The organism is Bacillus sp. TCT6, from assembly GCF_056033845.1.
On the sequence record NZ_JBVYHX010000001.1, the window covers coordinates 2,209,973 to 2,230,551 of the forward strand.

At 31.8% G+C, this 20,579-nt stretch carries 16 protein-coding genes and 3 pseudogenes; 13 read left to right on the forward strand and 6 right to left on the reverse strand.

The genetic code is table 11. From position 1 onward, the window contains the following. The first annotated feature begins 43 nt into the window (after nt 1-43). Complete coding sequence (locus AC0ONG_RS11195; RefSeq protein WP_016077672.1) at nt 44-1,984, forward strand: AMP-binding protein; 1,941 nt, start codon at nt 44-46, stop codon at nt 1,982-1,984. Nucleotides 1,985-2,293: 309 nt separating this feature from the next. On the opposite strand, the gene AC0ONG_RS11200 is transcribed toward AC0ONG_RS11195, so the two are convergent. Further along, nucleotides 2,294-2,659, reverse strand: a complete 366-nt coding sequence (locus AC0ONG_RS11200; RefSeq protein ID WP_080117655.1) for a hypothetical protein — start codon at nt 2,657-2,659, stop codon at nt 2,294-2,296. A 565-nt stretch (nt 2,660-3,224) separates the two neighbouring features. On the opposite strand from AC0ONG_RS11200, the gene AC0ONG_RS11205 reads away from it, so the two are divergent. From AC0ONG_RS11205 to AC0ONG_RS11220, 4 genes and pseudogenes are all read left to right on the forward strand, one after another. Further along, entirely contained in the window at nt 3,225-3,581 is a 357-nt protein-coding gene (locus tag AC0ONG_RS11205) for a hypothetical protein (RefSeq protein WP_016077670.1), read from the forward strand. A 105-nt stretch (nt 3,582-3,686) separates the two neighbouring features. Continuing rightward, a complete protein-coding gene (locus AC0ONG_RS11210) occupies nt 3,687-4,220 on the forward strand; it encodes a GNAT family N-acetyltransferase (RefSeq protein WP_016077669.1) in 534 nt (177 codons plus the stop codon). Between the two features lie 55 nt (nt 4,221-4,275). Further along, complete coding sequence (locus tag AC0ONG_RS11215) at nt 4,276-4,836, forward strand: nucleoside/nucleotide kinase family protein (protein ID WP_000369207.1); 561 nt, start codon at nt 4,276-4,278, stop codon at nt 4,834-4,836. Nucleotides 4,837-4,887: 51 nt separating this feature from the next. Then, nucleotides 4,888-5,147: pseudogene (locus AC0ONG_RS11220) on the forward strand (DinB family protein); the annotation flags it as partial. Nucleotides 5,148-5,506: 359 nt separating this feature from the next. On the opposite strand, the gene AC0ONG_RS11225 reads toward AC0ONG_RS11220, so the two are convergent. The 4 genes from AC0ONG_RS11225 to AC0ONG_RS11240 all read right to left on the reverse strand — a co-directional run bounded on the left by AC0ONG_RS11225 (nt 5,507) and on the right by AC0ONG_RS11240 (nt 9,016). Beyond that, nucleotides 5,507-5,644 (reverse strand): DUF3956 domain-containing protein, encoded by a 138-nt coding sequence (locus AC0ONG_RS11225; RefSeq protein ID WP_000376554.1) that lies wholly within the window; start codon nt 5,642-5,644, stop codon nt 5,507-5,509. A gap of 337 nt (nt 5,645-5,981) precedes the next feature. Continuing rightward, nucleotides 5,982-6,998: a D-alanyl-D-alanine carboxypeptidase family protein gene (locus AC0ONG_RS11230; RefSeq protein ID WP_001160046.1), complete on the reverse strand. Its 1,017-nt coding sequence runs from the start codon at nt 6,996-6,998 to the stop codon at nt 5,982-5,984. A 175-nt stretch (nt 6,999-7,173) separates the two neighbouring features. Beyond that, nucleotides 7,174-8,331, reverse strand: a complete 1,158-nt coding sequence (locus AC0ONG_RS11235) for a sensor histidine kinase (protein ID WP_001243304.1) — start codon at nt 8,329-8,331, stop codon at nt 7,174-7,176. Next, nucleotides 8,321-9,016, reverse strand: a complete 696-nt coding sequence (locus AC0ONG_RS11240) for a response regulator transcription factor (protein ID WP_001038807.1) — start codon at nt 9,014-9,016, stop codon at nt 8,321-8,323. Before AC0ONG_RS11240 ends, AC0ONG_RS11235 begins: the two co-directional genes overlap by 11 nt. A 192-nt stretch (nt 9,017-9,208) precedes the next feature. Between AC0ONG_RS11240 and yqeK the strand changes: the two are divergent. The 6 genes and pseudogenes from yqeK (at nt 9,209) to AC0ONG_RS11270 (ending at nt 15,797) form a co-directional block, all read left to right on the forward strand. Further along, nucleotides 9,209-9,816 (forward strand): annotated as a pseudogene (yqeK, locus tag AC0ONG_RS11245) (bis(5'-nucleosyl)-tetraphosphatase (symmetrical) YqeK). Nucleotides 9,817-9,829: 13 nt separating this feature from the next. Continuing rightward, nucleotides 9,830-10,648, forward strand: a pseudogene (locus tag AC0ONG_RS11250) (DUF3885 domain-containing protein). Further along, entirely contained in the window at nt 10,645-11,382 is a 738-nt protein-coding gene (locus tag AC0ONG_RS11255; RefSeq protein WP_016077665.1) for a phosphorylase family protein, read from the forward strand. Before AC0ONG_RS11250 ends, AC0ONG_RS11255 begins: the two are co-directional and overlap by 4 nt. A 143-nt stretch (nt 11,383-11,525) precedes the next feature. Beyond that, nucleotides 11,526-12,374: a GNAT family N-acetyltransferase gene (locus tag AC0ONG_RS11260; RefSeq protein WP_016077664.1), complete on the forward strand. Its 849-nt coding sequence runs from the start codon at nt 11,526-11,528 to the stop codon at nt 12,372-12,374. Between the two features lie 191 nt (nt 12,375-12,565). Beyond that, complete coding sequence (locus AC0ONG_RS11265) at nt 12,566-12,940, forward strand: hypothetical protein (RefSeq protein ID WP_001059020.1); 375 nt, start codon at nt 12,566-12,568, stop codon at nt 12,938-12,940. Between the two features lie 175 nt (nt 12,941-13,115). Next, nucleotides 13,116-15,797, forward strand: coding sequence for a M4 family metallopeptidase (locus AC0ONG_RS11270; protein WP_016077663.1), 2,682 nt, complete (start codon nt 13,116-13,118; stop codon nt 15,795-15,797). Nucleotides 15,798-16,129: 332 nt separating this feature from the next. On the opposite strand, the gene AC0ONG_RS11275 is transcribed toward AC0ONG_RS11270, so the two are convergent. Continuing rightward, a complete protein-coding gene (locus AC0ONG_RS11275; protein ID WP_153599239.1) occupies nt 16,130-17,356 on the reverse strand; it encodes a helix-turn-helix domain-containing protein in 1,227 nt (408 codons plus the stop codon). A gap of 591 nt (nt 17,357-17,947) precedes the next feature. Between AC0ONG_RS11275 and AC0ONG_RS11280 the strand changes: the two genes are divergently transcribed. Further along, nucleotides 17,948-19,609: an LPXTG cell wall anchor domain-containing protein gene (locus AC0ONG_RS11280; RefSeq protein WP_080117719.1), complete on the forward strand. Its 1,662-nt coding sequence runs from the start codon at nt 17,948-17,950 to the stop codon at nt 19,607-19,609. An 87-nt stretch (nt 19,610-19,696) separates the two neighbouring features. After that, nucleotides 19,697-20,500 carry a class C sortase gene (locus tag AC0ONG_RS11285; RefSeq protein ID WP_003270597.1) on the forward strand — a complete coding sequence of 268 codons (804 nt, stop codon included), beginning with the start codon at nt 19,697-19,699 and terminating at the stop codon, nt 20,498-20,500. Nucleotides 20,501-20,579: the final 79 nt, after the last annotated feature.

A 20,579-nucleotide genomic window follows, 5' to 3' on the forward strand; every position in this document is an offset into this window, starting at 1 on the left:
TATTTAGGGCTTTCTTGCTCAAAAAGTTAAGGAGGGGAAAACATTGAAACAAGCAGTTTGGTTTCCAACAGAAGAGTACAAGGAAAAAACACGTTTATATGGTTGGATGAAATCATTGGGATATGAAGACTATGAAACTTTTTATAATAAATCTATTGAGGAAACAGCTTGGTTTTGGGGAGAGGCAGAAAAAGCAGTAGGCTATCAATGGATGAAACCTTATACAGAAGTGTTAGACTTAGAAAATGGTACACCGTTTGCACAGTGGTATAATGACGGAACATGTAACGTTGTAGAATCAGCTTTATCTCGCTGGCTTGCGGATGAAGAGACGAGAATACAGCCAGCACTTCAGTACGAAGGGGAAAATGGAACTTCAAAATCATTTACATATGAAGAGCTTGACAACTGGGTAAGCCGTGTTGCAAATGGTTTGAAACATGCGGGTATTGAGAAAGGTGATCGTGTAACAATTTATATGCCGATGATTCCAGAAACAGTTGTTGCGATGCTAGCTGTAATGAAAATCGGAGCAATTATTTCACCAATATTCTCAGGCTTTGCGTCTGATGCAGTCATGACACGTGTGCAAGCGGCAGGTTCAAAAATGATTATTACCGCAGATGGATTTTCACGCCGCGGTAAAATTGTTTCTTTAAAAGATGAAGTAGATAAAGCTTGTGAACATTGCCCAACTGTTGAAAAAGTTGTTATCGTTCGTCATGCAGGAAATGATTTTACACCACATAACTATGATTTTTCGTGGAGTACGCTAGAAAAAGAAAAACCATTCATACATGCCGAGGAAATGCAAAGTGATGATCCATTAATGCTCATTTATACATCAGGAACGACTGGTAAGCCGAAAGGAACAGTACACACGCATGCAGGATTTCCTTTGAAAGCAGCTTTTGATGCAGGATTTGGAATGAATATTAAACAAGGTGATCGTGTATTATGGGTAACTGATATGGGCTGGATGATGGGGCCGTTTCTATTATTCGGTTCACTCATTAATGGAGCAACGATGGTTATGTACGAAGGTGTTCCAGACTTCCCAGAAGCAGACCGGTTATGGGAGACAGTTGATAAATATGAGATTACTCATCTAGGTATTTCGCCAACGTTAATCCGAGCATTGATGGCAAAAGGTGATGAGTATGTCAATAAACATTCTTTAAAGAGTTTGGAAGTATTCGCATCAACAGGAGAACCTTGGAATCCTGATCCATGGATGTGGCTGTTTGAAACAGTTGGAAAAGGAAATGTCCCAATCTGTAACTACTCAGGTGGAACTGAAATCTCTGGTGGGATTTTCGGTAATGTTCTTATTAAGCCAATAGCACCGATTAGTTTTAACGCATCTTTACCAGGAATGGCAGCTGTCGTACTGGATGATCAAGGTAAACCAATTCGAGATGAAGTCGGAGAATTATGCTTAGAGAAACCTTGGGTAGGTATGACGAAAAGCTTCTGGGAAGATGATGAACGTTACGTAAACACATATTGGTCGCGTTTTGAAAATAAATGGGTCCACGGTGACTGGGTCATTTACGATGGTGAACAATATATCATCACAGGGCGTTCAGACGATACGTTAAATATTGCAGGTAAACGTATTGGACCTGCTGAATATGAATCTATTCTTGTGAAACATAACGATGTAATCGAAGCTGCTGCAATTGGTGTACCTGACGAAGTAAAAGGTGAAGTTTGTCATTGTTTTGTAGTGTTAAGAGACCATGTAACATTCACAGGGGAATTAAAGAAAGAATTAATGAGTTTAGTAAACTCTCATATTGGAAAAGCGTTGTGTCCTAAAGACATCCACGTTGTAGAAGATTTACCGAAAACACGTAATTCTAAAGTAATGCGCCGTGTTATTAAAGCAGCTTACTTAGGAAAAGAATTAGGTGATTTATCATCGCTTGTAAATCCTGAAGTAGTTCCGTTTATTCAGGGTTTACAGTCTAGTAAATTATAAAATTAGAAAGGATCTCTATATAAATAGAGCTCCTTTTTTATGTTTATAAAAAGAGAAGAAGTGAAGTTGATGAAGAAGAAAAATTTTACTATTAGTGTTAAGTATGTTTTTTAGTTTTAATCAAAATACGATATTATGGAATGTCTATTCAATGTAGAAATACTAATTTACAACAACAAGGTGATGACAAAGCGTGACTGCTTATATGTCTGTTTAAACCTTTACGTGTTAATATATAAAAAGCTGACTATAAGCAGTCAGCTTTTTATATATTACATTCTAGTATTTGCCGGGCAGTAATGCCCCCATCTAAAAATTCAGCAAAAGCAAGGAAGTAGGTGAGGGATCAACTTTCCGGAAAAGCCCGATTGGTTCCAAAAGACATATTCTTTCCTTTACGTTGACATTAAAAATATTACCAATTTTTTCTTTTACAATGGCAACAAATAAAGAAACATTTACAACGACACTTATTTCGTTTAGAACTCCAATCGTCATCACAATGACACTTTTCTTTAGATTTCCACCAATCATCATTACAATGCTTTTTCTGAGAACTCCAATCATCATCACAATGACGCTTTTCTTTAGATTTCCACCAATCATCACAACAATGCTTTTTCTGAGAACTCCAGCAATCATTTTTCCAGGACATTCATTTCTACCTCCTTTCAATAGTGTTCATATTATTCTATGTTTTAATAAAAAAATGGCTTGTTTATTAACCTACTATTTTATTTTTATATGATAGAGTGTTTTCTACTCGGTATAGAGTTCATACAAACTATGCTAATTTTTAAGAGATAGTGGAGGGAACTACTACTAGTTATGGTATTTTTCAATAAACATTTGTTGAAGAAAATGTTCTGATTACAAATAATATCTTATTTTCGAGTACGTTTTTTAAAATGTATATTTTACGATAACAAAGGAAAAAACCATGAATAAAGTCTATGTATATATGAGTTAATGGGAAAATCTAGTGTGTTTTTAAGAGGCGTCTTATTTAAAAGAAAAAAGATTTATTTTAAAAAGTGGTGTCTAAACATTAAATGAAGTAGGACTAAACTCACCTGCCCTAATTAAACAAGCTTTTAATTAGGGCAGGTCTGTTTTTATAATGAATAATGAAAAGAAAGTTTGGTACAATTGTTTGTTTTTTTCTTTTTATGTGTTTGCCTCGTACCCTTTTAAGCTAATGGACATACTTTACTAATAGAAAGGATTAGGAGGTGAGGTATTGGGTTCTCGATTTAATAATTGTAAAAAGAAATGTACATGTAAACAAGATGATTGTTGGGAAGTATTCGAAGAGTGTAAAAAAGAACAGCATGAGAAATGTGATAATTCTTGTGTACAAGGAATTAGAGATGAACTTAAGAAATTAATTAATCGAACAGTTCAAATTAATACAGAGGGACGTACTTATGTAGGTACTGTCTCGTCTGTAAGTTGTGATGTAGTTAGGCTTGCGGCTATTCCTGGATCGGTTGCAGTAATTATTTCCATTTGCAAAATTGAAGCAATTTTCCCACCTATTACAACGGTTACTGCTGACTTTGATTTTAATGGTATTGATGTAGCAAACAAAGCATAATTATGTTGCTTTTTTGTAAAGCCATTCACATGAATGGCTTTATTTTAATTTCATATAAAAGGAGAATATATTCTTTATATAGAAATAAGTTTGAGGTTATAAAGCATGATGTACGAAAGGAGCAAGGAAGTGATTAAACTAGAAACCTTTAAAAAATCTGATTTTAAACAATTAATAAATTGGATTAATTCCGAAGAATTTCTAATACAATGGTCAGGTAATGCCTTCACATTTCCTTTAGACGAACAGCAATTAGAGAAGTATATAGAAAGTGCAAATACATTCGCTTTCAAAGTGGTAGATGAAGAGACTTCAGACGTTATTGGTCATATTTCGCTTGGGCAAATAGATAATATTAACAAGTCCGCTAGAATTGGAAAAGTATTAGTTGGTAATACGAAGATGAGAGGACGTTCTATAGGAAAACATATGATGAAAGCAGTACTTCATATTGCTTTTGACAAATTAAAACTACATAGAGTAACTCTTGGTGTTTATGATTTTAATACGTCGGCTATTTCATGTTACGAAAAAATAGGATTTGTAAAAGAAGGATTATTAAGAGAGTCGAAAAAAGTAGGGGAAACGTATTGGAATTTATGGGAAATGAGTATGTTAGAATATGAATGGAAGAAGTAGTAACAATAGTGATTTATAATTATATTATGTTAACAAAAGGGGATTGGTGGATATAGTGGATAATAAAACAAAAATTATTTCAGTTGCAGCTGTTTCAGGGGGAGGTAAAACTACAATTACAGAAAGGTTAAAGCATGAGTTTAAGAACTCAAAAGCTCTATATTTTGATAGTTATACATTTGATAACTGTCCTGCTGATATTTGTAAATGGATTGATGATGGGGCGAATTATGACGAGTGGGTATTAACACCATTAATTCATGATATTGAGCAACTTATACAAAATAATAGCTTAGACTATATTATTATAGATTATCCTTTTGCATACTTAAATAGTGAGATGCGAAAATTCATTGATGTAACTATATTTATTGATACGCCTTTAGATATTGCGATGGCTAGAAGGATTTTGCGAGATTTTAAGGAAGGTACAATAGATGAAATACATAATGATTTGGAACATTATATGACATATGCGAGAAAAGCTTATTTAGAAGCAATTCATACTGTTAAGCCGAATTCAGATATCATATTGGATGGTTCTTTATCTGTAAGTGAAATAATTAATCACGCTGTAGAGGAACTTGGCCGAAGAGAAGTGATTGTCAATGGTTAAATGTATAACAGATGCTGTTAGGTGGATAATTGAAGTAAGGGAGAGATAAATGTGTATACTTTATTTCAATATAATTGGCAAGTAAGAGATGAGTGGTTTAAGAGGTGTGAACAACTTTCAGAGGAAGATTTACTTTGCAAACTGGTGGTATTTTAGAAACATTAATTCATATTGTAGATGTAGAGTATAGTTGGATTAGTGCTCTTCAAGGAGAAGAAGATAAAGAACCGCAATTTAAAGATTATCATTCGATTCAAAAAGTGAAAGCGTTATCTGATTTATATAAACGAGAACTTGAAGGTTTTTTGCAGTCATGATCATCTAGCCTAGAATGCTAGCGTACTTAAAATAAGCAGTATAAAAAGTTAATTATTGTGTGCTTTGATTATATAATGTCGGCGAAATAAATAGTGTGAAGGACAGCTATCTTAACAAGTGCTTCATGTAACGTTCATATACTTTAATTTTTTATAATTAATCAAATTTGAATATTATAGAAACGGATAAAGAGGTATGGGTGGTGCTCTTTTTTATTGAATAGAATGGGTTGATTTTTCGGATTTTCATTACAATATAAAAATTAAAATTTGAATTTTGTTTGTTGTTAAGAAAAGGTGAGAAGAAAATAAAAAAAGAGGGCTAATGCCCTCTTTTTCTTTTAATTTGGTAATTAATCACAGATTGGTATCCCAAGCACTCTTAGAGCTAATGCTACTTGAAGGGAAATCTCTAATCTAGCAATTTCAATACCAGCTACTGAAAGAACTAAAAAAGGTTGTCCGTTTACAAATACAACGCAACTATCCATAGTTAAGCCTCCTTTCTAGTAATCTACTATAGTATATGAATGGAACTTTAAAATGTAATAGTTAAATTGTTGGATTTAATAGAATTAATAGATTAACCCATTTAAACTAAACAAACGAATACAACGAAAGGAAACAGAGATGGATGTATACCTCAAAAAACATAGGTTTTAAGACATGTAATGGGATATGAAATTCATCATATTGGTCAGCTATCTATATGGGCGAGGGAGTTAAACTAGCAATTTGTTTCAGCAAATTTGATTGGACGAGGATGATAGAATTAAAAACCGACTTGCATCTCAAACGCAAGTCGGTTTTTATATATAAGAAGATTTCTTAATTGAAATCTTCGGATTTTTTTTGACGTATATGTAAAAACATTAAAATTGTAATTATAAAGAAAACCAATAATGTTTGTATGATCAAATTTTTAAACTGAAGCAAAACTGCCCAAGATGTAACAGCATCTTTAAACGCTTGGAGTGCAGAGCACGAGGAAGGATCAAAACCATACTGTAGTAACTTTTTTGTTTCAATAAATGAAATGTTTTCTTCATCTGCATCTAATATTACTGAAATTAGTCTAGTGTCTCCTAGTTTTGCTGTACTGACAAAACTATAATTACCGTTAGTTGAAAAACTAGTTTGTAAGCCATCAACACCTTGAAGTTTAATGTTTTCATTAAGGGAATATATCATTTTATTCGTATTGAAAACCTGGGAATCTTTGAAGGTAAATTGGTAAGAGGTTAGTTTCGTAATATTCAATACATCTGGAAAATCTTTTACTAATCGTGCTGCTAGTTTAGCTGCATCTATTGCTGTTGTAGTTGATTGTTTATTTGTATCATTATTAATTCCAGTAGAGTTTAGAAATGGAGATGGTTGTAATAACTTTAGTTCTTTTGCTTTTTTATTCATTAATATTGTAAAGTTATCTTCATTTCCAGCAATGTGTTCTGCTAGAGCGAGTGCAGAACGATTATTCCCTGCCAGTAGCAATGCATGAAGTAAATCACGAACCGTTGTTTTATCATTCGATGTTACTTGTATAGGACTTGTTTCTACTCGGAAAACTTCGTTACTTATTTGTACGAAGTCATCTAACTGTATTTTTCTATCATTTAGTTGCTCCAATACGATATATTCTGTCATTAATTTAGATAAAGCAGCTGATTGTACTGGAGTTTCTTCATTTTTTTTATAAACAATTTCACCTGAATTAGCATTTATTAAAATAGCTGATTTAGCTTGAATAATGGGACCATTTACATAAAGATAAAAATATAAAACGATAAGTGCAGTAATAAAAAAAGATAATAATAAAATAGCGAATTTCTTTAAGAATTGCATAAGCGATCCTCCTATTATGACATCAATACTAGTATTGTAAAAAGGAATGCTTAATTAGGAAGAAAGAAAAGGTAAAGAATTTCTAAAGAATTATAAAGGATCATTAAATTTTGGGTGTTAATGGAAAAAGTTCAATTTCTTGTATGATAAGAAATTGAACTTTTTATTTATAATATTAACATTTGTATGGGAGTAGTTTTACAGTGAATGTTGTTTTTTCATCATCACTATATACTTCAATTGTTCCTTTATGCAATTCGACTATACTTTTTGCAATAGCTAATCCAAGTCCAGATCCACCAGTGTTTGTAGAGCGAGATTTCTCAACGCGATAAAAACGTTCAAAAATATGAGGTAAATCCGTACTAGGAATAGGTTGTCCGTAATTTGTTATATCAATTGTAATCATATTATTGCTTTCATAAGCAGTAAGGTCAATATAGCGACCTTCGCTTCCATAAGCGATAGCGTTTATAATAAGATTTTCAAACACACGCACTAATTTTTCACCATCAGCTAATACCATGAGCTTTTGAGATGGGAAAGAAGGTCGACATTCTATATTTGCTTCTTGAAATTGTATACGGAATTGAACAGTTAATTGCCCAAGTAACTCTACTATGTCAATAGGGACAGAATACAAGCTTAACTCTTTATTTTGAACACGTGTATATTCGAACAAGTCATTCATTAATGCATTAAGACGAGTTACTTTATCGTAAATGACTTGAATATAGTATCGCAATTCTACTTCATCTCTATAATTATCATGATGGATTAAATTTACGTATCCAACTATAGAAGTAAGGGGAGTACGTAAGTCATGTGATACATTTGTAATAAGTTCACTTTTTGCTTGTTCCGCTTGTCTTTCTTCATCAATGGAGACTTTTAATTGTTCAACAATTTCATTGACCCCGATTGCTAATTCTTCTAGATAATTATGATTTACAATAGAAACTTTATGATTGAAGTTTCCATTTGCAATATAACGAATTTCTTCTATCATTTTTTTAATACAAGTTTCATAATAAAGTTTTTTCTCGTGAAGATAAAAAATGTAAAGATAGGATGAAAAAATAGAAAATAAAAACAAATAAGATACAATCATCATCCATAACGATTCTTTAATCCCTTTATACTTTTCATAACCAAAAATTCGAATGAATTCTTTACCAAGTTCAGTTAGAGTAAGTGAACTCTCAATTACACTCGTAACGAGGCGATAAATAATTAACTCAGTAATAGGCGTGAGTGTGATAGCTAATAAGAGCCAAAAAATAAGTTTCCATTTAGGGATATCTTTTAATATATCAAATGCTTCATTTCTCAATTTTATAGCCAACTCCCCAAACAGTGTGAATAAATTTTTCTCCATTTATTACTGTTTCAAGTTTATCCCGTAAGTTGCTAATATGAACCATTACAGTCTTATTTGAACCGTAACCATCTTCATTCCAAACGCGTTCAAAAATTTCTTCTGAACTAAATACTCTTCCTGTATTACTTGCAAGTAAATATAAAATATCGAACTCAATAGAGGTTAATTTAATATACTCTCCATTTACTTTAACAGTATGATTATGTTTGTGTATTTCAACAGAGCGAATACGAATAATACCATCTTCATTCTTTTGCGAAGTAGCGTTTTGGAAAGAGGATCTTCGTAATAAAGCTTTCACTCTTGCTACTAATTCTAATGGATTGAATGGCTTGATCATATAATCATCGGCACCTGTCATAAGACCTAATATTTTATCCATATCTTCTGCTTTTGCACTAAGCATTAGAATTGGTACAGTATTATTTTCACGCACTTCCTGACAAACTTCTAATCCGTTTCGCTTTGGCATCATAATATCCAAAATCATAAGGTCAACTTCATATGTAGAAACCTTTTGCAATGCTTCATCGCCATCATAAGCTTTATAAATGTTATAGCCTTCATTTCGCAAATAAACAGCAAGTAATTCAACAATTTCTTTATCATCATCAATAATTAATATGTTTTTATTCATTTTGTAGTTCCTTTCCTTACAAATCATCAACATTACTATAATATCAAACATTTATGTACTTGTAGCAATGATTCTGTATAAAATTTCATGTAACGTATTAAAAAGGAGTAAAAAGATTAATAACGAATATAAAATAACAAAAATATTTAAATTCTGCATTATACTGAAAGTTAGTTATAAGGGGGATTTTCTATGTTATATAATGATATATATTCATTTGCTCCAACTGGAAAAATAGACAATGATATTAAAGATTTTCTACTAAAATATAATAAAGAGTTTACATATAAACATTCAATTCGTGTGGCAAATGAGGCAAAAAAGATTGCAGAAAAGTTTCACGTAGATAAAGAAAAAGCAGCAATTGCAGGATATTTACATGATATTAGTGGCATTTTTCCGAACGAGGAGCGGATTGCAGTTGCTGAAGAATTTGGGGTAGAAATAGAGGAAGCAGAAAGAAAGTTTCCTATGATTATTCATCAAAAACTATCGAGAGTAATCGCAAAAGAAATATTTAAAGTAGAAGATGAAGACGTATTAGATGCAATTTGTTGTCATACTACACTGCGTAAACACCCAACAAAGATGGATTTAGTTTTATTTGTTGCAGATAAAATAGAATGGGATCAAAAGGGGACACCACCATATTTAATAGAAATAAAAAAGGATTGGAAAAATCTTTGGAAAAAGCTGCTTTTGTATATATTTCATATTTGTGGGAAAGGAAAGATACATTGAAAGTTATACATCCGTGGCTAGAAGAAGCATATTGGTATTTAAAAAGAATTGTACAGTAGAAGGGACAAGGAAATGCAATTAAAAGAATATATGAATCAAACATTTCCAGGAGTTACATTAGTACCGTACTTATATTCTCAGTGGGGAAATCATTTGTATTTTGATTTTGGAAAAGATAAATATCAAATTGTAGAAGGAACCGACGATTTAAATATGGAATACTTTTCTCAGCTATATACATATAATAAATTCTTATTTGAAGACATATTTTCAAAAGAAGATGTAGTGTTTGTAGTGACAAATGTTTATAGATTTAAAAAGGAAAACACAAAAACTCCACAGAAAATAAATGTATACAATAAATATATTAAGAAAAGAGATTTAAGATTTCATATAAGACAAGAAACGTTACCGTTTCTATTTGAAGATGAAGAGGCAGATTTATCCCGCTATTTGCCGGGCAGTAAGACCCCCACCTCAAAATTCAGCGAAAGCAAAGAAGATAGGTGGGGGGCGGGCTGCCCCTAAAAGCCCGATTGGTGAGGGCTGATAATCAGTGGGGGATGAACTGATTAAAGTTTCACATTATATTGTACATATCAATTTTCTTTAAAATGTCTTGCGGAAGATATTAAATATGAATCGCTTATACAAGCTGCTAATCATGAGGATTTCTCTGTTTTGTATCCTCGATTTGGACGGAAAAAAGAAATTTCTTATCCAGATGTATTTCTCATAAATGCAACGAAAGATATTGTCATGTTTATGTATGATGATAGAGGATGTGAAGTAATTGCGAAGAATAAAGAAATAATACGAGATTTATATAAGAAATATAAAGAATGGATTCCAGATTATGAACGAGAAAGTATAGATAACTTATTTAAATGACAATAGGGGAAGTGAAGCGTGTAATGAAACGTATTGCAATTGTATCTGCATGGGAACCAGAACTGACGTATTTGCATCAACATTATCCGAGTGAACGTTTTGAAAAAAGAGCAGCTTGGGAATTTCATTTTCATACTATCAATGAGCTGGAAATTATATCAGTTGTAACTGGTGTCGGTAAAGTAAGCTGCGCTAGTTGTGTACAATTGTTAATTAGTGAGTTTCAGCCAGATGAGTTGTTTATGACAGGAATATGCGGAAGTTTATCAAACAAAGTGAAAAACGGTCATATTGTAGTAGCACTAAACGCAATACAACACGATGTTACTGCTGCTGGCTCAGGAGAAGATGTTTTTAATTTATATAACGGTAGAACAGCACCTATTGAAACAACAAAATCACTTGTAAGAAGAATAAAAAAAATACGATTGTATGATCCGATACATTTCGGTACATTTTTATCTGGAGATCAACGTATTCGTAGTTCAGAAATGAGATATTTACTTCATACTGTATACGGAGCATTGGCAGTTGATCAAGAAGTAGCAGCTTTCGCCTATGTGTGTCAAATAAATAAAAAACCATTTTTATGTTTAAAAGCTGCTTCAGATCAAGCAAATGATAAAACGAAAGAAGAACAAAAAATCTTTAAAATGCTAGCATGCGAAAGAGCATGTGAGCATTTAATTGCTTTTTTACGTGTTTATGAGATTAATGTAGTAAATAATAGATAGTTTGTTATAAAACAAATTAATAGTAAGTTATATGTAGGGAAATGTCCGTTCATTTCAAATTAAGAGCTGAAATTTATAATAGATGGAATATATTATATGGGTACATGTTGAGGTTAATACAAGCAATTGGAGGGCAATTTTATATGATTCAATATAAAAGGTGTAGTGAAGTAAATATTGATTTAGTATATGAAGCTTTTAAAGATGGATTTTCCGATTATATTATTAAGATGGAAGTTTCAAAAGAGGGTTTTATACAACGTTTTTTTGGACCAGAAGGTAATTTGCTAGAACATTCTTTTCTTGCTTTAGACGGTGACAAATCAGTTGGCGTAATATTAGGTGGTATAAAGGATTATGAAAGTATAAAGACTATGCGCTGTGGAACATTAGCGGTTCATCCTAATTACCGCGGTATTGGTGTGAGTCAAAAATTATTTGAACTGCATAAAGAAGAGGCGATTCAACATGGATGTAAGCAACTTTTTCTCGAAGTCATTGTAGGAAACGACCGAGCGATTCATTTTTATAATAAGTTGGGCTATGAAAAAGTGTACGATCTTTCTTATTATAATTTAAATGATTTGACTAAAATAATGAATAAAGATTGTAAGGATATTGAAGTAAAACAATTAGAATTTCCAACTTTTAAAGATGAAATTCAGAAATGGTTAAACTTCCATATAAATTGGCAAAATGATGTTGATTATATCGAAAAAACAAATAATGTATTTTATGGTGCATATGTCGATAATGACTTAAAAGGCTCTCTATGTGTAAATGAACAAGGTAAAATTAGTTTTATTTTCGTAGACAAAGTTTATAGAAATATTGGTGTTGGGATGAAATTATTAGAAGTAGCAAGAGAAGAATTAAATTTATCAAGTTTATCAATTGGGTTTCCTAACAATAATTTATTGGAGGGTTTTTTAAAGAAATGTGGATTTGAAAAGAATTCTTTAGCGCAATATGAAATGTATTTATTACTCTAAGAGCGGAAAGATTTATTCTTTTCGTTTTTTATTTAGCCGTTATGTTGGTAAATGCTCCGCAATTATAATTTGTAATGAGAGGGATTTTGTTTATCCTTAAGTTATTTTTTAAATTGTCAATTTTATGCTAATAATTTTCTTTGTATAATATTCTAATTTTATGTAGAATAGATACGATGGGAGGGGATGAAATGAATAATGGATTAAAGTTTAAGATTTTTGAATTGCATTGTCTCGTTCAAAAGACTTATTCTGATATTAAAATAGCATGTGATATTGCTATTTATCAAGAAAATACTTCTAAATATTTAATTTCATTAGGATTTTTAAATAAATCATATATTACTTATATAGAAGCAAAAAGATTCTATCGCGAAAATGAAGAGCTTGTAAGTGTAGAATTTGATAATTTCTTTGATATGTATGATAAATTAGAAAATGAATTAAAACAAGTTATTTCAACTGAAGATAAAAATCCTTCATTGCTACATAGCAGACTTGATCAGTTTCAGCAGAAAGTTGAAAATATAAATGACCTAATAAAAGTATTGCAAAATGCTCGTTAATGAATGCTCTTTTCTTTTTTGTATAGAAATTATGTATTAAAAACATTTTAGGGATATTACATATTGAAGAGGTGGCTTTTGTAGATTACAAAAGTCATCTTTTTATGTTAGGAATAGATTGTATACATTTTAGCAGTTTCATATAAATAATAGAAATTTATACGAGGTAAATATCATGGGAAATAAAAAAGAAATAGCTATAGTTGCATTAACAACAGGATTTGTTTTAACAAGTGTAACACCATATGGAGTAGGTCATGCAGAGGAACCTGGTCAAATGCAAGTTGAAATTCAAGAGGATTCGTTCCGTACAGGTGATCTTACACAACCATCAAAAAAGGCGCCAGAGAATGTAGTGAAAGATGCACTTAAGGAAAATACGGAGCATGCTTTGTCTCCAAAACAAGTTAGTGCAGAAACAGGAGTAGATTACAAGGTTCTTCAAAAACGTGGTTCTTATGATGGAACTACACTTGTGCGCATGCAACAAATATATGAAGGAAAAGAAGTGTATGGCCACCAGTTGACTGCTCACGTAGATAAAAAAGGTATTATTAAAAGCATTTCAGGAGCTAGCGCACAAAATTTAACACAAGAAGATTTAAAGAAACCTATTAATTTATCAAAAGAAGAAGCGAAACAATATATTTATAAAAAGTACGGAAACGACATTAAATTTATTTCTGAACCAGAAGTTAAGGCGGTTATTTTTGTTGATGAAAATCATGGGCAGGCTAGCAATGCATATCAAGTTACATTTGCTGCTACAACACCAAATTATGTATCTGGAACTTATTTAGTGAATGCTCATAATGGCGATATATTAAAAGATATGGTACAAGAATCAAGTTTGAAAATAAGTGAAGAGTATGTTGAATCCGTTAAGGAAAATAAAACTAGCAATTTCACATCATTAACTGGAACAGGAAAAGATGATTTAGGCGTAAATCGTACATTTGGTATTGCTAAACAGACCAGTGGGAATTATGCGCTTGCTGATTACACAAGAGGGCAAGGAATTGAGACATATGATGTAAATTATAGAGATATTACAAATGAAGAAAGTTATTATCCTGGCATACTAGCAACTAGCGCTTCAACAACATTTAATGATTCAAAGGCGGTAAGCGCTCATTTCTTAGCAACAAAGGTATATGATTTTTATAAAGAAAAATATAAGCGTAATAGTTTTGATAATAAAGAAAAAAAAGTAGTTTCAGTGGTACATGCATGGGATTCTGGAGGAACAAATGATCCTGAAAATTGGGAGAATGCATTTAGTACTAATATTAATAACATTAGTATGCTTTTATATGGAGATCCTATGGTAAAAGCGTTCGATATAGCCGGTCATGAATTTACACATGCAGTTACATCAAGTGAATCTAACCTTGAATTTTCAGGAGAATCTGGGGCAATTAACGAGGCATTATCGGATATTATGGGAACGGCTATAGAGAAATACATAAATAATGGGGAATTTAACTGGACAATAGGAGAACAAACTGGATCGACTTTTCGTAATATGAAAAATCCAACTGCAATTAATTTTTCAGAAGGACTACCGTATCCCGATGATTATAGTAAATATAATGATTTAAATGGAGAGGATTATGGAGGCGTTCATTTTAACTCAAGTATTATTAATAAAGTTGCGTATTTAATTGCACAAGGCGGTACTCATAACGGTGTAAATGTAAATGGTATTGGTGAAGATAAAATGTTTGATATTTTCTATTATGCAAATACTGATGAATTGAACATGACTTCTAATTTCTCTGAATTGAAATTGGCATGCCTTAAAGTTGCAACTAATAAATATGGAACGAACTCAATTGAAGTTCAAGCAGTCCAAAATGCTTTTGATGCGGCAAAAATTCCAGGAACAGTGAAAGAAAACGAAAAAACAGCAGAAAATCAAGCTCCAGAGTTAACTGTGCCGTTTACCATTACACTACGTGTAGGTGATACGTTTGATCCAATGAGAAATGTAAAAGCTGTTGATAAAGAAGATGGTGATTTAACAAATAAAGTAAAGCATAAAGGCGATGTAGATACTTCAAAACCAGGTACATACATTGTGGAATACTTGGTTGTTGATTCCCAAGGGAGAACTACAACGGCTAGACAGACTGTAATTGTAGAGGGAAATGGAGAAATATTAGATTTAGAACCTAAATTAACAGTGCCTGTTGGAGCGACAATGCATGTAGGAGATTCATTCGATCCAATGATAAAAGTAAAAGCTATTGATAAAGAAGACGGCGATCTTACTTCTAAAGTAAAAGTTGATGGTGGAGTAGATACATCTAAAGTCGGTACTTACGTATTAACGTACACGGTTACAGATTCTAAAGGTCATGAAGTAACGGCGAAACAAACTGTAACGGTTAAAGTTAGAGAAGAAGTTACAAATGAAAAACCAATACTAAAAGTACCTGCTACAACTTCAATTACTGAGGGTGATCAATTTGATCCGTTGGTAGGGGTATCAGCTACTGATAAAGAGGACGGTGACCTTACTTCTAAAGTAGCGTATGAAGGAACTATAGATACAACTAAAGCTGGTACTTATGAAATAATATATAGTGTCAAAGATTCCATGGGTAATGACGTAAATACAAAACAAAAAGTATTAGTGAAAGATAAAGAAACTAGCAAAGCTAATGGCCTTGCTAATAAGGCAAATAAGAGTAATATCTCAAACAACAGTAATAGCGATAAAAAAGAGTATACATATAAGGAGCTTCCAAAGACGGGTGTAAGTACAAATAACAGTGCAGCAATCGGCATATTGATGATTATTACAGGCACAGTACTCACTTTTGTTCGCAAATTTAGAAAGATACAAAAATAATAGTAGGGATTATTCGTTTGAAGAAAAGAGTTCATTATTCAGAAGAAATAAAGTAGAAAGTAAGTAAAACAAAATATGGATTTTTTACTTAATAAGATTTTAGTAGTTAAGCGGTGCATTTGGCTTCTATAAAAATTTGTAGTTGGATCATGTTCTGTCTACAAAACTACATTACATAAAAAACACGTTACTATTCTCATTAAAATAAAAGAATAGTAACGTGTTTTTTGGTTTGGAAAAAGCATAAATCCTATAGTTCATGAATCTGGGAGTGCTTCTAATCTGCCATTGATGAGTTACTGAAAACATTTTGTTTTAATGGAAGTTTCACTCTAAATGACAACATGAGAATTTCGATATTTACCAGGTGTTTCATTGGTGAATTTTTTGAAAATTTTAGTGAAATAACTTTGATCGCTAAAATTAAGCGAAGCGCATATGTCTGATAAGGGATAGGTGGTGAAAGTTAATAATTTCTTTGCTTCTTCGACTCGTTCACGTTGAATGTACTCAATTAATGAAATACCGACCTCTTTTTTAAATAATATAGATAAATAATCTGAATTCACATTTGCAAATTTAGCAAGTTGTTTAACAGATATTGGATTGTAAATATTTTTAAAAATATAGTTTTTGCAAATAGCAATAGTCTGTGAATGTTGCTGTGTTTTTTGTGCCTTTACACGGTCTGCAAAGGTGCAAAAAGCATTTTTTAATAAATCCCAAACAGATTCTTTGTCTTTTAAATCTTCTGTTCTTTGAATATGTAAATCATAAATTTTGTAAGCAATCCCAGATGGAAGTCCCCCTTTTATCGCATATCTAGTAGCGAGCGTGATGGATGAAATACAAATGTTTTTATGACGTCTTAATTGATGGAATGAAGATAAAGATGAAAGAGTCTCTTGTTGGAATTCGTAATAATATTTGAGTACGGTTTCTTTATCCCCGTTTTCTATAGATCTAAGTAGTTGCTGCTCTATATATAAATTATGATAAATGGATTCGTCTTTTTGCATTGAAATATATACATCTTCGTTTAAGATTCTGCTATGACTTATATGAACTGAGTCACTGTTATTTGAAAAGGTGCTTACATCTGAAATTTTTTTATAGAGAATGTTATAAAACAATATTGCTATATTTACAAAGAAATTTTGATCTTTCACTGACAATGAAAAATAACGGTCTCTTGTTCTTTTATAATTCGGAATAAAATTAAGGTTACTATCCACTTTACTTGTAGAAAAATTTACATGTGCCATGGGCCCAATAATAATAGTACCGTTCACCATATAATCACTCTTTATGTGAATTAAAATGAAGTGCCCTAGATGTTCGTGAGTTCTGAAGATGGGAGAATTATATGTATCATTTCTTTGAAAAAGCATATGTAACTGTTCTATTTTTGATGTATACAACGAATGTGAATCATTTTTTGATTTAAATTTTAAAAGAATATTGTTGTTACAATCTAAAAAACAAACTGGAATTTCGAAAGATTGGAAAAACATATTGCAAATGTACTCTATCTCAACTAGACTGAGCTTTTTAGTCATATTCTTCCTCCTTACAGTTATGCGTGATAGTTGAATAATTATATATTCCTTTTTTCATAAGTAGAAACGGAAAATCTTTATCAATAAAAAATATAAATAAAAGTTATAAACTTCTAAGAATAATACCATAATTTAACATGGATAGCACATATTATTTGAATATACAGGTAATAGTTTTGGACAGTAGCGTAAAATATGAATCGTCACACTTATTTGTTGGTTATTACTTATATGTATCAAAAAAGGATTAAGATTGGATTTTAAATAGGGATAGGAAGGGAGAAATGAATGGATTGACAGTAAGTGATTAGTCGAAATTAGCAGTGAAAGCTATTATGTAACAATGTAATAAGTCTTGAAGTAGAGATATGAGGGTAATTCAGGGGAGAAAATTACATATATCATGCAGAGAGACAACGTAATAATAGAAGATAAGAAAAGTGAATAAGTGATTGTAAACAATGGATTGTTGGACGACTATGTTTTATGTTATTGGTTTAAATCTGATACTTGGCACACTATTGCTTGTAAGAAGGTAATAGTAATAAAGAGATTTTTAAAATGATACAAGTAGTAAAGGGGAAAAGAGAAATGAAAAAAATATTTAGTGTGCTTTTAGTGTTATTCTTAACATTTTCTACATGGTCTAGTGTATTAGTAAAGGCAGATTCACCATCTAAAGGTACTTTAACGATTCATAAGTATGAACAAGAAAAAGATGGAGCGCAGGGACTAGAAGGTGACGGTTCTGCAAATCAAGAGGTGCCAAAAGATGCGAAACCATTAAAAGGTGTAACGTTTGAAGTGAAAAAGGTTGCGTCTTTTGAAAAAATTTCAAACGATGGGAAAATCGTAAAAGAAGATGTGAAACCTGTAATGGGAGCAACTCCAACGCAAGTAGTAACAGATGATAACGGACAAGCTGTATTAAAAGATATTCCGCTAGGACGTTATGAGGTGAAAGAAGTGGCAGGACCTCCACATGTTAATCTAAATCCCAATACGTATACAGTGGATATCCCATTAACGAATAAAGAGGGTAAGGTGCTAAACTATGATGTTCACATGTATCCTAAAAATGAGGTTAAACGTGGTGCAGTGGATTTAATAAAAACTGGTGTAAATGAAAAAGCATTAGCAGGTGCAGTATTCTCTTTATTTAAAAAAGACGGTACAGAAGTGAAAAAAGAGTTAGTAACAGATGCTAATGGTCATATTCGCGTGCAAGGATTGGTGTATGGAGAATACTATTTCCAAGAAACAAAAGCTCCGAAAGGCTATGTAATAGATCCAACTAAACGTGAGTTTTTTGTTAAGAACTCCGGAACAATTAATGAAGATGGAACTATTACTTCTGGTACAGTAGTTAAATTAGAAGTGAAAAACTATGAAGAACCAATAATTGATAAAAAGATTAACGGAAAATTGGAAGCGTTACCAATCAATCCGTTAACTAATTATAATTATGATATTAAAACATTAATTCCAGAAGACATTAAGGAATACAAAAAATATGTGGTAACAGATACTTTGGATAATCGTTTAGTGATTCAAGGAAAGCCAATCGTGAAAATTGATGGAGCAGAAGTAAATGCAAGCATTGTAGAGGTAGCTATAGAAGGTCAAAAAGTAACAGCTACAGTAAAAGATTTCACAAAATTAGATGGTAAAAAAGAATTTCATTTGCAAATTAAATCTCAAGTAAAAGAAGGAGTACCATCTGGTTCGGAAATTTTAAATACAGCAAAAATTGATTTTACAAATAAAAATGATGTAATTGGAGAAAAGGAATCTAAACCTGTAGTTGTTGTTCCAACAACTGGAATAATTGAGTTAACAAAAATTGATGGTGCTAATAAGAATAAATTAAAAGGTGCAGAGTTTGTACTTAAAGATAAAAATGGAAAAATAGTTGTTGTAGCAGGAAAAGAAGTAACAGGTGTATCAGATGAAAATGGTGTTATTAAATGGTCTAACATTCCATATGGAGACTATCAAATTTTCGAAACGAAAGCTCCAACATATACAAAAGAAGATGGTACAAAAGCTTCTTATCAATTATTAAAAGATCCCATTGATGTAAAGATTAGCGAAAATAATCAAACGGTTAAATTAACAATTGAAAATAATAAAAGTGGATGGGTTCTTCCGGTAACGGGTGGCATAGGAACGACTCTTTTTACTGTAATAGGCCTTACGTTAATGGTTACAGCGGCATTTGTTTTCTTCAGAAAAAAGTTTGCTAATAATTAAGATTTTAGGAACATGTAACTATGGGAAAAGGGGAGAAGCAAAATGCTTCCCTCTTTTCGATATTTAAGCATATACAGAGGTGGAAATATGAAACGAAATCTTGTTTTGGGAGGTATTTTTTTATTTGGATTAGGTGTTTTTTTATATCCTACTATTAGTAATTGGTTGGCGACTCGTGCACATTATTCTGAGATTAGCTCTTACGATAAGAATATCAAAGCATTACAAAAGAAAGAAGTCGAACGTAGGGAAAAAGAAGCAGCCGAATATAATAAACAAGTTCACACTTCCACGAAAACATTTACTGATCCATTTTCTGAAAAAAAAAGTAATCATCAAGCATATGCTGATGCGTTAAATTTAGGAGATGTAATGGGATATATTGAAATATCGAAAATTAATATAAAACTGCCAATCTATCAAGGGACATCTGAGGAAGTATTGAGCCGCGGGATAGGTCATTTAGATTTTTCTTCGCTCCCGATAGGTGGAGAAAATACGCACACTATTTTAACAGGGCATCGTGGTTTACCATCAGCAAAATTATTTACAGATTTAGATAAGTTGAGTGAAGGAGATCTTTTTTATATTCATTCTTTAGACAAAGTTCTTGCTTATAAAGTAGATCAAATTAAAGTAGTGTTACCACACGAAACGGACGATCTACAAATTGTAGAAAATAAAGATTATACAACTTTAATTACGTGTACGCCTTATGGAGTAAACACCAATAGGTTGCTAGTTCGAGGTGTGCGTGTGGAGTTAAACGAGAAAGAAAAACAAAAAGTGAGTACAGAGATATTTATATTTAATAAGTGGACTGTAATAGTTCCAATCCTATTGTTATGTGTGTTTCTAGTCGTAATTTATAAGAAAAGGTTAACTCGATAGAATGTATTTATTTATCCTGCATTAATGGGAAGTGGGACCGGAAATTCAGAGATAAGTAAAGAAAGTATATAAAGTATAT